Here is a 12647-nt window from a genome sequence, read left to right as displayed (position 1 = left end):
TATTACTTTTCCCCTGAATTTATGCTATGATATCCAAAAGGATTGAGAGAGGCGAGCGAATGGAGAAGCTGCGACTGGACAAAATCGTATCCGCCACCGGCCTTTATTCCCGCCGGGAGGTCAAGGCGCTGGTGCGCCAGGGGCGGATTCTGGCGGATGGAAGGGTGGTGCGCTCGGCGGATGAGAAGTTTGACCCGGAGGGGACGGAGCTGCTTTTGGATGGGCGGCGGGTCGACTATCAGGAGTATACCTATCTTATGATGAATAAGCCGGCGGGAGTCCTCTCCGCCACGGAGGACGACAAAGGACGGACCGTGCTCTCGCTGCTGCCGCCGGAGCTGCAAAAGAGAAACCTCTTCCCGGTAGGGCGGCTGGACAAGGATACGGAGGGTCTTCTGCTGCTGACCAACGACGGTCCTCTGGCCCATGAGCTGCTCGCCCCCAGACACCATGTGGATAAGGTCTACTTCGCCCAGGTGGACGAGGAAATCGAGGAGGCGGACTGCCGGGCCTTTGCAGAGGGCATGACGCTTGGGGACGGGCTGCGGTGCATGCCGGCACAGCTTCGCATCGGCGGCGCTCCGGACACCTGCTATGTGACGCTTCAGGAGGGGAAATTCCATCAGGTCAAGCGGATGCTGGCCAGTAGGGGGAAACCTGTGAAATACCTGAAACGGCTGCAAATGGGCAATTTGACGTTAGATTCGGCGCTTCCCCCGGGAGCCTTTCGCTTTTTGTCGTCTGAAGAATTGGAAAGCCTGAAAAATTTTGGAAAGTGAACTGGATTTTTTCCAATGTTCAACAAAAAACCATGAGTTTTTTTGTTGAAAAAAGAAAAAACTTCTTGCATTGTGACAAGTTTCCCGTTATAATATCTGTGTTGACAGATTGCACAAATAAGGACTGTGAGCCTTTTTATGAGGAGGAAAACAGATGTCAGGAAGAATTTTTCAGAATGTTGTCCTGCAGCTGAAGGAAAACACGGATCGCACCATTGGTGTGATCGACGGCGAGGGCATTGTCATTGCCTGCAGTGAACTCTCCATGATCGGCCAGCGGTGGCCCGACTATGTAAGTGCCATCAACAATGCCGACGGCGCCATCATCACCTCCGACGGAAAGACCTTCAAGGCCTTGGCTGGCTGGGGCGCACAGTTTGACTATGCGGCTTTTGTCTCCGGGGACAATGAGATCAGCAGGACGGTCTGCGCCATGTCCACCGTGTCCCTCAATTCGGCCAAGGCCTATTATGAGGAAAAGCATGACAGAGGCTCCTTTGTCAAGGACATCATCTCCGACAACATCATGTTGGGGGATATCTACATGCGGGCCAAGGAACTGCGTGTGGCCACCGACGTGCCCCGGGGCGTATTTGTGGTGCGCTCTTTGAAAAAGGGCGAGTCCGTGCCCATCGATGTGTTGCAGGCCCAGTTCCCGGACCGGCAGAACGATTTCGTGCTCAGCGTGGGTGAGGGCGACGTGGTGCTGATCCACCAGGTGGGCGAGAGCGCCGGCATCAAGGAGCTCAACAAGGTGGCCTCCACGCTGGAGGAGTCGCTGCGCAGCGGGGCGGAGAGCACGGTGGTCGTGGGCATCGGCACTGTGGCGAATCATCTGCGGGAACTGGCAAAATCCTATAAGGAGGCCCAGATCGCCATCGAGGTGGGCAAGGTCTTCGACACGGAGAAGTACATCGTCAATTATGAGAATCTGGGAATCGGCCGACTGATCTATCAGCTGCCCACCACGCTCTGTGAGATGTTCCTCCAGGAGGTATTTAAGAAAAATCCCATCGACGCCCTGGACCACGAGACGCTCTTTACCATCCACAAGTTCTTTGACAACAACCTGAATGTGTCGGAGACGGCGCGCAAGCTGTTCGTCCACCGAAACACCCTGGTCTACCGGCTGGAGAAGATCAAAAAGCTCACAGGTTTGGACCTGCGTGAGTTTGACGACGCCATTACCTTCAAGGTGGCCCTGATGGTCAAGAAATACCTGACCTCCCGGGGGATCGACGCCTGAGGAAGGATTCAGTCCGCGCGGCAAAAGCCGCGCGGATTTTTTGTATTCACGGATCGGCCAACAGGATTCTTTTTTGTAATTTTTTTACGTTCCCTGTTGCGAAAGGAAAAAGACTTCGATATAATAAGAGCAATGTAGAATTATGTCGACTACAAGGGGTTGTGGTCGGACAAAGCGATATGGTCCAGGAAGCGGGGCGGGTCTGTTTGAAACCGCCCGTGACGCCTCTTTGCGAAGCTGCTGCCCGGACTGAAAACTCCAGCCAGCGGCTGGCCCGCGGCAGAAATGACGTGGATTTGAAAAGGTCCGTTCGGCTCTTTTCACGCTGGCTGATTCAGAATGCCATACTGTGAGGGAAAAAGATGATTCGTTTGAAGGATGTGGAGTTAGAGTATCCCAACGGCGCCCAGGCGATCCGCGGTATTACCATGGCTATCGAGGATGGGGAGTTTGTTTTTATGGTGGGGCCTTCCGGCTCGGGAAAATCCACCATCATCAAGCTGCTGACGGCTGAGATCGAGCCCACGGCGGGGCGGATCATGGTCAACGGGTTCAGTATGAACAACATTTCCCAGCGTCAGATTCCATTGATGCGGCGCACCATCGGCGTCATATTCCAGGACTTCCGGCTGATTGAGAAGAAATCGGTTTACGACAACCTGTCCTTTGCCATGCGGGCGGTGGGGGCCTCCCCCAAGGAGATCAAAAACCGCATCCCCTACGTGCTGGAGCTGGTGGGCCTGGACAACAAGGGCCGCCGTCTGCCCTCGGAGCTCTCCGGCGGTGAGCAGCAGCGTGTGGCCATCGCCCGGGCGCTGGTGAATAACCCCGCCACCATCATTGCCGATGAGCCCACCGGCAATCTGGACCCCGCCCGGTCTCTGGAGATCATGATGCTGCTGGAGCGGATCAACGCCCTGGGCACCACTGTGGTGGTGGTGACCCACGAAAAGGATCTGGTGGACCGCTTTTCCAAGCGGGTGATCGCCCTGGAGCAGGGCAGGATCGTCAACGACGGACACGCCTATTATGGAGGGCCCCGGCAATGAGAAAACACGATTTCGGCTACTTCTTTCACGAGGGCCTGTCCAATATGTTCAGCCACGGCTTCATGTCCTTTGCCGCCGTGGGCATCACCGTGGCCTGCCTTTTGATCATGGGAACCTTCACCCTGGTGGCGGTCAATGCCGACGCCAATCTGAAGGATCTTGAAAACGCGAACGAGATACTGGCCTTTGTGGACGAGAGCCTCACCGAGGAGGAGGCCAGGGCTTTGGAGCCCAGGCTCACGGCGATTCCCAACGTCACCTCCGCCGTCTTCGTCAGCCGGGAGGAGGCCCTGGCGTCCTTTGTGGAGGAGCATCCGGAGGAGGCGCTGTTTCAGGACCTGGACCCGGAGATTTTCCGCCACCGCTTTGCCATCCACGTGGCAGATCTGAAGCTTCAGGGCGAGACGGGAGAGCGGATCAAGGCGGTCAGCGGCATTGCCAAGATCAATGTCTATGAGGAGATTTCCAACGGCTTCATCACCGTGCGCAACATCGCAAGCGTGGTGTGCGCGGCGCTGATTGTGATTTTGTTTGTGGTCTCCGTTTTCATCATCTCCAACACCATCAAGCTCACAACCTTTGACCGCCGGGACGAAATCGCGATCATGAAGATGGTGGGCGCCACCAACGGCTTTATCCGCTGGCCCTTTGTCTATGAGGGCCTGATGATCGGATTTTTGGGAGCGGTCATCGCTTTTTTGCTCCAGTGGCTGCTCTATGAGGCGGTGGCCAAGGGCGTGGCCGGGTCCGACACCATGCAGCTTTTGAAGGTGGTAGACTTTTCCGCCATGTGGAAGCCGGTGGCCGCGGTCTTTGCAGGCACCGGGCTGCTGGTGGGCGTGGGCGGAAGCCTGACTGCGATTCGCCGCTTTTTACAGGTTTAGGGGGGCTGCGGATGAAAAAACGGACATTGCGTATTCTGACCGCCGTTGTGTGCATGGTGCTGATGGCGACCACGGCCGCCGCCCCGGCGATGGCCGTCACCCAGGCGGATATCGACGCGCTGAAAAGCGACGCCAGCGATCTTTCCTCCCAGAAGAAGGCGCTGCAGCAGAAGTTGGACGCTTTGGCGGACGACAAGACAAGCGCGATAGAGAAGAAGAACCTGCTGGACCAGCAGATCGGCAAGATCAGCGATGAGATATCCAACGTGGAGCAGCAGATTGCCACGTACGTCTCCCTGATCTCCCAGACCCAGAGGGAGCTGGAGGACGCGCAGGAGAAGGAGGAGGCCCAGTACGAGCTCTTCTGCAAGCGTGTGCGGGCTATGGAGGAGCGGGGGACCGTCAGCTACTGGTCGGTGCTGTTCGACGCCACAAGCTTTACGGATTTACTGTCCAGTCTGGATTTTATCAATGAGATCATGGATTCGGACCAGAGGGTCATCGACGATCTGAAGGCGCTGCAGGAGGAGATATCCGCCAAGAAGGCGGACCTTGAACAGCAAAAGGCGGACTCTGAAAGCGCCAAGGCGGACCTGGAGAGCAAGAAATCGGAGCTGAACACCCAGCGCAAGGCCGCCGACGACTTGGTCAAGCAGATTCAGGCCAATGAAAGCGAATATCAGGATACGCTGGATAAGATCGACGCCGAGGAGGAGGCAATCCAGGCGGAGATTGTGAGGAAGTCCAAGGAGCTGGCGGCTCAGCAGGCCGCGTCGGGCCAGGGCACCACGGCGGCGTTGGGCGGCTATATCTGGCCGGTGCCCAGCCATCGGATCACCTCTCCCATGGGCAGCCGCTATACCGGCATCCCCGGCGCCTCCACCAACCATAAGGGCGTGGACATCGGCGGCGTGGGCTACACCACCGAGGTCCACGCGGCCAAGGCCGGCACGGTCATTGTGTCCCAGCACAGCAGCTCCTACGGCAATTACGTGGTGGTCAGCCACGGCAGCGGCAACACCACCCTCTATGGCCATATGAGTAGCCTGAAGGTCAGTGTGGGCCAGAGCGTGGCCCAGGGAGACGTGCTGGGCATCACCGGCTCCACCGGCATCTCCAGCGGACCCCACCTCCATTTTGAGATCACGGAAAACGGAAGCCGGGTCAATCCGCTGAACTATCTGACCGACTATGTCAAGGCCTGGTAAGAAATACACATACCCCCAGCTCCCGCTCCATAACATGGAGCGGGAGCTTTTTTTGACAAAAAGGAGGGCGTATATGTTTGGATATGTGGAATGGGCTGGTGAGAAGCGGGGAAACTTCGTATCGGCGGGAGAAGCGGTGATCTGCGGGATGCGGGTGTACCGGGTTGTGATTGGGCGGGAAAGCCGGTTTTGGGCCGGCCGGGCCGCTAAGGCGATGCAGCGCGGCGGCATCCGGCAGGCAATTTTTCCCCAGGGCTTCCCCTATCCGGAGGCGTTTTTCAAGCGGGGCATCCGACCGGTGGATCCTCAGCCGCTGCACCGGCAGCTGGCCGCCGAGGCGGTGCGCTGCGCCATGGCGGAATTAGGGCTGACGGCGGGCAGCGCCGTCACCGCCGTGGTGGGGGACCGGCTCAGCGGCGATCTGCAGCGGGCGGTGACGGAGCTATGTCTGCGCAACCGCTACGTGCTGCTCTCGGTGCCCTATGGCGCGGAGGCCATGTGCCGCGGCCTTCAGCGGGAGTATGGCGTTTCGGTGCTGCAGCGGCCAACGGCGGAGCAGATAGAGCGCTCGGACATCCTGCTGCTGTTCGATCGCCGGGAGGAGCTGAGCCTGCGCAACCGGTGCGTGCTGCCCCTCTACGAAGGAGGCCGGGAACGGTGGGTCCTGGGGCTGCCGGAGCAGATGAAAATTCCATCCGGCTGCGAGGAGGAGCAGCTGGCCGCGGCGCTGGTTCAGGCGGGAATTCTGCGGGCAAATCAAATTGAAGTGAAGTCCTTGCGTTCCAATGCTTGACAATCCGGAAGGGATTCACTATAATACACTCCATGATTCATAGTATATAATAGTATAAGTATGTTCCCGCACGGATGATGCGTTTTTGAAAACCATACAACAGAAAGGACCCGAGTGCATGAACAAAGAATACAGAATGAGCGAGGCCCGCTTCCAGGAATTGCAGGAGGAGCTGAACTATCTGAAGACCACCCGCTCCGACGAGGTGGCCGAGATGATCAAAGTAGCTCGCGGCTTTGGCGATCTCAGTGAAAACAGTGAGTACGACGAGGCCAAAAATGAGCAGGGCAAGCTTTATTCCCGCATTGCCGAGCTGGAGGAGATTTTGCAGCATGTGGTGATCGTGGACGAGAGCAACGCTCCGTCCAACCAGGTGACCATCGGCTGCAAGGTGATTGTCACGGATAAAAAGACCGGAAAGGACCTGCCGCCCTATAAAATTGTGGGCTCCCAGGAGGCGGATCCCATGCACGGGGCCATCTCGGAGGAATCGCCTTTCGGCAAGGCTCTGCTGGGGTCCAAAGAGGGCGCGGAGGTCAGTGTGGACGCTCCCAAGGGGACGCTTATTTATATTGTCAAGAAGATCGAAAGATAAAAAGAGGAAAAGGATGGACGATACTATGGCCAATCAGACGAACCAGAACGCCGAGCAGCAGGAGCTTTCCGATATTCTGCGGATCCGCAGGGAGAAGCTGAAGGCGCTGCAGGACGCCGGCAAGGACCCCTTTGAGCAGACTTTTTTTGACTGGAATGCAACCAGCGGCAAGATCCGCGAGAATTTTGACGCCATGGAGGGCCAGGAAGTCCGAGTTGCGGGCCGTCTGATGAGTAAACGCGGCATGGGTAAGGTCAGCTTCTGCGACCTGCAGGACAGGGACGGCCGCATCCAGCTTTACGCCCGCAGGGACGAGATGGACGAAGCGCAGTACAATGAGTTTAGGAAGTACGACATCGGCGACATCGTGGGCGTCACCGGCGAGGTGTTCCGCACACAGCGGGGCGAGATGAGCGTCCGCATCCGGGATGTGATCCTGCTGAGCAAGTCCCTGCGCCCCCTGCCGGAGAAGTTCCATGGCCTCCAGGACCAGGAGCTGCGCTACCGCCAGCGTTATGTGGACCTGATCGTCAATCCGGAATCCCGCAGGAATTTTGAAATCCGCTCCAGGTTCGTCTCCCTGATCCGCCGCTATATGGATGACCTGGGCTATCTGGAGGTGGAGACGCCGGTGCTGAACACCATCTCCGGCGGCGCCAACGCCCGGCCCTTCATCACCCATCACAACACGCTGGATCTGGATATGTACCTGCGCATCGCCACGGAGCTGCCCCTGAAGCGCCTGATCGTGGGCGGCATGGACCGGGTCTATGAGATCGGCCGTATTTTCCGCAACGAGGGCATGGACCCCAAACACAACCCGGAGTTTACCACCATTGAACTCTACCAGGCCTACGCGGACTTCCATACCATGATGGACATTGCCGAGGGCATCATCACCAGCGGCGCCCGGGAGCTGCGGGGCACCTATCAGCTCAAGTGGCGGGGCCATGATGTGGACCTGACGCCCGGCTGGCCCCGGCTGACCATGGCCGACGCGGTGAAGCAGTATACAGGCATCGACTTCATGGCCATTTCCGATGACGCCGAGGCTGTGGCCGCGGCGGAGAAGATCGGCGTGGAACTGGACGACGCCGCCGAGCGCACCTGGGGCAATGCCCTGTATGCCTGCTTTGACCAGCGGGTGGAGGATGAGCTGATCCAGCCCACCTTTATCACCATGTACCCGGTGGAGGTCTCCCCCCTGACCAAGCGCAGCCCCAAGGACAAGCGCCTGACCGAGCGCTTCGAGCTCTTTATCTGCGGCGCGGAGCTGGCCAACGCCTTCTCCGAGCTCAATGACCCCATCGACCAGAAGTGGCGCTTCCAGAAGCAGGTGGAGCAGCGCGAGCGGGGCGATGAGGAGGCCAGCATGATGGACGAGGACTACATCAACGCCCTGGAGTACGGCCTGCCCCCCACCGGCGGCATGGGCATGGGCGTGGACCGTATGGTGATGCTGCTCACCGGCACCGACACCATCCGCGACGTGATCCTGTTCCCGACCATGAAGCCCCTTGCCGACGGCAAGGGCGCAAAGGCCGAGGAAGAGAAATAAACTGCAAATACGGGAAGCCGGTTTGCCGGCTTCCCGTTACCCGGTTTTGAACAAATCCGGGTAAGTACAAGAGGGATGGAGGCGCAGAACATGGAGACCATCAGCAGCAGACAGAATCCACTGTGCACCCATATCCGCAAGCTGGCCGCCTCCGGAAGCTACCGCCGGGACCAGAGAGAGTTCCTCTGCGACAGCCCCAAGCTGCTGGAGGAGGCGCTTGCCTGGGCGCCAGAGCGTGTGCATACCGTGGTGTATACCGCCGGGGCGCCCCTGCCGCCGCTGGGTGCGCAGGTGCGGCTGGTCCAGGTGAGCGGGGACGTGATGCGCTCCATTGCGCCATCCCAGACCCCCCAGGGCGTGCTGAGCATCTGCGCCATGACGCCTCATCCCCTGCCGGAGGCGCCTCTGAGCGGAAAGCGCTATGTGGTGTTGGACGGGGTTCAGGACCCTGGGAACGTGGGCACCATCCTGCGCACGGCCGACGCCCTCTGGTGTGACGGGCTTTTCTTGGTGAACGGCTGCGCGGACCTCTACAATCCCAAGACCGTGCGCTCCACCATGGGGGCCGTGTTCCGCTGCAGCGTCTGGCGGGGAGGCGCGGAGGCGGCGGCGGCGCTTTTCCGGCGATCCAACATCCGGCTCTACGGCGCTGCGCTGCGGAGCGATACCCTGGACGTCAGGGAGATGGACTGGGGACGGCCTCTGGCCCTGGCTGTGGGCAGCGAAGGGAAGGGGCTCTCGGAAGAATTGCTGCGCCTTTGCGACGCTACGGTCCGGATCCCCATGAGTGAGCACTGTGAGTCCCTCAACGCCGCTGCCGCGGCGGCGGTGCTGCTGTGGGAGTGTACAAGAAACTGCTGACGGGGGTGCGGTATGGCTGCTTTAAAATACTGGCTTTGGCTGACGGAAAAGAAAAAGCTGACGAACCAGGTCCGCCTGGCGCTTTTGGAGCATTTCGGCTCCCCGGAGGACCTCTATTTTTCTGACAGCGGAGAATATCTCCAGGTCCCGGGAATGAGCCGCGCCATGGCGGCTGAGCTGGAGGAAAAGGACCTCTGCGCCACCGACCGGATTTTGGGCGAGTGCCAGCGCCTGAACATCCGCATCATGACCATGCAGGATGCCGCCTATCCCTCCCGGCTGAAGAACATCTACGACCCGCCGTGCCTTTTGTACACAAAGGGCACCATGCCCCTTTTGGATGAGGAGGCCGCCGTGGCGGTGGTGGGGACAAGGGACGCCACGCCCTATGGGATTTCCTCGGCGGAAAAGTTGGGCTATGAGCTGGCGGGCCAGGGCGCGGTGCTGGTCTCCGGCGTGGCACGGGGCGTTGACAGCGCCGCCATGCGGGGCGCGCTCCGGGCGGGAGGCGTCACGGTGGGCGTCTTAGGCGGAGGGATCGACGTGGTCTACCCGCCGGAGAACGAGTACCTCTTTCAGGACATTGCCGCCAGCGGCGTGCTGATGTCGGAGTATCCGCCGGGAACAAAACCGGCGGGCCGTCATTTCCCCGTGCGCAACCGCATCCTCTCGGGACTCTGCGTGGCAACCCTTGTGGTGGAGGCGCCGGAGCGCAGCGGCGCGCTGATCACCGCCGCCACAGCCCTGGAACAGGGCAGGGACGTATTTGCCGTGCCCGGCCCCATTGACGCGCCGGCCAGCGCGGGGTGCAACCGCCTGATCCGGGACGGCGCGGGGCTGGTGAGTGAAAGCTGGGATTTGCTGCGGGAGTATGAGCATCATTTTCCGGGAAAACTCAGGGCAGAAAAGCCCCATGCGCCTGCGGACCTTGGATATCAGGCCCGGCAGGCGGAGCCGCCGGCCCAGCCGGCCCGTGAGACGCTGCGCCTGAGCGAGGCGGGCCTCACCGACGACCAGATCCGCATTTTGAAGACCCTGGGCGACGAGCCCATGCTGGTGGATGATCTCATCGAATGGACGGGCCTGAGCGCAAGGCGCGTGCTGACCGCCCTCACCATGCTTGAAATTGACAACTATGTGTCGCAGAGCAGCGGAAAACGGTTCGCCCGCTCCGTGACCCTTGCTGAATAGATCGACATGAAATTTGGAGGCCCTTATGGCAAAACAAAACCTGGTCATCGTGGAGTCCCCGGCCAAGGCCAAGACCATCGGTAAGTATCTGGGGAAAAATTATGAGGTCAAGGCCTGCATGGGACACCTGCGGGATTTGCCCAAAAGCGTGTTGGGCGTGGATATTGAACACAATTTTGAACCGGTCTACAAGCCCATCCGAGGAAAAGAAGACATCATCAGCGACCTGAAAAAGTCCGCTGACGCCAGCGATATGGTCTATCTGGCCACCGACCCGGACCGCGAGGGCGAGGCCATCTCCTGGCATCTGAAGGAGCTTTTGAACCTGGACGACGCGAAGACCCGCCGTGTCACCTTCAACGAAATCACCAAGAAGGTGGTGCAGGAGAGCATTGAAGAGCCCCGTGAGATCGATCAGAATCTGGTGGACGCCCAGCAGGCCCGCCGCATTTTAGACCGGATCGTGGGGTATCAGCTCTCCCCGCTGCTGTGGAAGAAGATCCGCCGGGGCCTCTCGGCGGGCCGCGTCCAGTCCGTGGCCACCCGCATGGTGGACGACCGGGAGACGGAGATATCCAACTTCCAGCCGGAGGAATACTGGAGCCTGGACGCCCACCTGGAGGCCCGGGACGCGAAGCACACCAGCTTTGTGGCCCACTACCACGGGAAGGGCAAGAAGGCGGAGCTTCCCAACGAGGAGGCCGTGGACGCGGTGATCGCCGAGACAAAGGACGCGGTCTTCTCCGTCAAATCCGTGAAGCGGACGGATAAGCAGCGCTCCCCCTCTCCGCCTTTCACTACCTCCACCTTACAGCAGGAGGCATCCCGGAAGCTGGCCATGACGCCCCGGCGCACCATGGCCATCGCCCAGCAGCTCTATGAGGGCGTGGACATCACCGGCGAGGGCACCGTGGGCCTCATCACCTATATGCGTACCGACTCCCTGCGCATCAGCGAAGAGGCGCTGGAGGCCACCAGGAACTTTATTCTGGGACGTTACGGCAAAGACTACTATCCGGCTTCAGCCCGGCACTATAAGGCCAAGGCAGGCGCCCAGGACGCCCATGAAGCCATCCGGCCCAGCAACATCGATCTGACGCCGGAGATGGTGAAAAGCGATCTGACCGGCGAGCAGTACCGGCTCTACCGCCTGATCTGGAGCCGCTTTTTGGCCTGCCAGATGGCCAACGCCGTTTACGACAGCGTCAGCGTGGAGATCGACGCCAACGGACACAGCTTCCGGGCCAGCTCCAGCAGCCTCAAATTCTCCGGTTACACGGCGGTCTATGAAGAGGGACGGGACGAGGAGAAGGAGGAAAAGGTCTCTCCTCTGCCCGCGCTGCAGGAGGGGGAGGTCACGGAGCTCAGGAAGTTCGACCCCCAGCAGCACTTTACCCAGCCCCCCGCCCACTACACTGACGCCACGCTGATCCGGGCCATGGAGGAGCAGGGTATCGGACGGCCCTCCACCTATGCGCCCACCGTGTCCACCATTTTGGACCGGGAATACGTGGTGAAGGAGGGGAAATACCTGAAGATCACCGCCCTGGGCCATGTGGTCACCGGCTTGATGCGGGAGAAGTTCCCGGACATCGCCGACATGAAGTTCACCGCCAACATGGAGAAGAAGTTAGACGGCGTGGAAGAGGGGCAGACCCAGTGGAAAAGCCTGCTGCGGGATTTCTACGGCGGCTTTGAGCAGAGCCTTGCCCAGGCGGAAAAGGATTTGGAGGGGACCCGCATCAAGGTGCCCGATGAGGTGTCTGAGGAAAAGTGCGACCTGTGCGGCAGGAACATGGTCATCAAGTCCGGCCGGTTTGGCCGCTTTTTGGCCTGCCCCGGGTATCCGGAGTGCAAATTCACCAAGCCTTTGGTGGTGGAGATGCCGGGCCGCTGCCCCAAATGCGGCTCCCGCATCCTGAAAAAGACCTCCAAAAACGGCTACACCTACTATGGCTGTGAGCACAACTCCGATAAAAACGAGGAGACCAGGTGCGACTTTATGACCTGGGACGTGCCGGTGAAGGACGACTGCCCGGTCTGCGGCCACACCATGTTCAAAAAGTCCGGCAAGGGCTTCAAAAAACCCTTCTGCGTCAATTCGGACTGTGCCAACTTCCTGCCGGAGGACAAGCGGGGCTATCCCAAGAAAAAAACCGCGGAGTCCGGGGAAAATGGCGGCGGGGAGCAAAAGAAGGCGGCCGCTGAGGAAGGCGCTGAGCCGGAGGAAAAAGCCGGGGCAAAAAAGGCGGCGGGGAAGATATCCGCCGGGAAGAAGAGCGCAAAAGAGCCCACAGAGAAGAAGACCGCAAAAAAGTCAGCGCCCGCCAAGGAATCGGACGCTGAGGAGAAGCCCAGGAAAAAGGCGCCGGCGAAAAAGGCGCCTGCCAAGACTGGGACAAAAAAGAAAGCCGGGACCGGCGCGGGGAAGAGCGCTGCCCAAAAGACGGCTTCCAAGGAGCAGAAGCAGTAAGAGCCGTCTT

The 12647-nt window shown here is 59.8% G+C and carries 11 protein-coding genes; all 11 read left to right on the top strand.

Going from position 1 to position 12647, the window contains the following annotated elements; translation table 11 throughout:
• Positions 1-59 precede the first annotated feature (59 nt).
• The 11 genes from KQI82_RS13530 to topA all read left to right on the top strand — a co-directional run bounded on the left by KQI82_RS13530 (position 60) and on the right by topA (position 12637).
• The gene (locus KQI82_RS13530; protein ID WP_216633242.1) at positions 60-779 is read left to right on the top strand and encodes a pseudouridine synthase; all 720 of its coding nucleotides are present in this window, start codon (positions 60-62) and stop codon (positions 777-779) included.
• Between the two features lie 154 nt (positions 780-933).
• Entirely contained in the window at positions 934-2025 is a 1092-nt protein-coding gene (locus KQI82_RS13525) for a PucR family transcriptional regulator (RefSeq protein WP_187333368.1), read from the top strand.
• Between the two features lie 362 nt (positions 2026-2387).
• Positions 2388-3074 carry a cell division ATP-binding protein FtsE gene (gene ftsE / locus KQI82_RS13520; protein ID WP_216633241.1) on the top strand — a complete coding sequence of 229 codons (687 nt, stop codon included), beginning with the start codon at positions 2388-2390 and terminating at the stop codon, positions 3072-3074.
• On the top strand, positions 3071-3958 hold the full coding sequence (ftsX, locus tag KQI82_RS13515; RefSeq protein ID WP_216633240.1) for a permease-like cell division protein FtsX: 888 nt from the start codon (positions 3071-3073) through the stop codon (positions 3956-3958). Before ftsE ends, ftsX begins: the two co-directional genes overlap by 4 nt.
• 11 nt (positions 3959-3969) lie before the next feature.
• Complete coding sequence (locus tag KQI82_RS13510; RefSeq protein ID WP_216633239.1) at positions 3970-5166, top strand: murein hydrolase activator EnvC family protein; 1197 nt, start codon at positions 3970-3972, stop codon at positions 5164-5166.
• A gap of 73 nt (positions 5167-5239) precedes the next feature.
• On the top strand, positions 5240-5959 hold the full coding sequence (locus tag KQI82_RS13505) for a hypothetical protein (protein ID WP_216633238.1): 720 nt from the start codon (positions 5240-5242) through the stop codon (positions 5957-5959).
• Positions 5960-6077: 118 nt separating this feature from the next.
• Positions 6078-6554: a transcription elongation factor GreA gene (greA, locus tag KQI82_RS13500; RefSeq protein WP_216633237.1), complete on the top strand. Its 477-nt coding sequence runs from the start codon at positions 6078-6080 to the stop codon at positions 6552-6554.
• Positions 6555-6567: 13 nt separating this feature from the next.
• Positions 6568-8112: a lysine--tRNA ligase gene (gene lysS / locus KQI82_RS13495; protein ID WP_241426718.1), complete on the top strand. Its 1545-nt coding sequence runs from the start codon at positions 6568-6570 to the stop codon at positions 8110-8112.
• 90 nt (positions 8113-8202) lie between these two features.
• A complete protein-coding gene (locus KQI82_RS13490) occupies positions 8203-8973 on the top strand; it encodes a TrmH family RNA methyltransferase (RefSeq protein WP_216633236.1) in 771 nt (256 codons plus the stop codon).
• A 12-nt stretch (positions 8974-8985) separates the two neighbouring features.
• Positions 8986-10164: a DNA-processing protein DprA gene (gene dprA, locus KQI82_RS13485; protein WP_216633235.1), complete on the top strand. Its 1179-nt coding sequence runs from the start codon at positions 8986-8988 to the stop codon at positions 10162-10164.
• 25 nt (positions 10165-10189) lie between these two features.
• Positions 10190-12637, top strand: a complete 2448-nt coding sequence (gene topA, locus KQI82_RS13480) for a type I DNA topoisomerase (RefSeq protein ID WP_216633234.1) — start codon at positions 10190-10192, stop codon at positions 12635-12637.
• The last annotated feature ends 10 nt before the right edge of the window (positions 12638-12647 follow it).

It is taken from the genome of Dysosmobacter acutus (genome assembly GCF_018919205.1).
GTDB lineage: Bacteria > Bacillota > Clostridia > Oscillospirales > Oscillospiraceae > Oscillibacter > Oscillibacter acutus.
The sequence above is the reverse complement of the archived record's forward strand: the minus strand, read 5'-3'. Positions and strand labels throughout refer to the sequence as shown.

Coding starts and splice junctions, on each gene's coding strand:
- KQI82_RS13530 (WP_216633242.1), top strand. CDS start 60: ATGGAGAAGCTGCGACTGGACAAAATCGTATCCGCCACCGGCCTTTAT.
- KQI82_RS13505 (WP_216633238.1), top strand. CDS start 5,240: ATGTTTGGATATGTGGAATGGGCTGGTGAGAAGCGGGGAAACTTCGTA.
- dprA (WP_216633235.1), top strand. CDS start 8,986: ATGGCTGCTTTAAAATACTGGCTTTGGCTGACGGAAAAGAAAAAGCTG.
- ftsE (WP_216633241.1), top strand. CDS start 2,388: ATGATTCGTTTGAAGGATGTGGAGTTAGAGTATCCCAACGGCGCCCAG.
- topA (WP_216633234.1), top strand. CDS start 10,190: ATGGCAAAACAAAACCTGGTCATCGTGGAGTCCCCGGCCAAGGCCAAG.
- KQI82_RS13490 (WP_216633236.1), top strand. CDS start 8,203: ATGGAGACCATCAGCAGCAGACAGAATCCACTGTGCACCCATATCCGC.
- ftsX (WP_216633240.1), top strand. CDS start 3,071: ATGAGAAAACACGATTTCGGCTACTTCTTTCACGAGGGCCTGTCCAAT.
- KQI82_RS13510 (WP_216633239.1), top strand. CDS start 3,970: ATGAAAAAACGGACATTGCGTATTCTGACCGCCGTTGTGTGCATGGTG.
- greA (WP_216633237.1), top strand. CDS start 6,078: ATGAACAAAGAATACAGAATGAGCGAGGCCCGCTTCCAGGAATTGCAG.
- lysS (WP_241426718.1), top strand. CDS start 6,568: ATGGACGATACTATGGCCAATCAGACGAACCAGAACGCCGAGCAGCAG.
- KQI82_RS13525 (WP_187333368.1), top strand. CDS start 934: ATGTCAGGAAGAATTTTTCAGAATGTTGTCCTGCAGCTGAAGGAAAAC.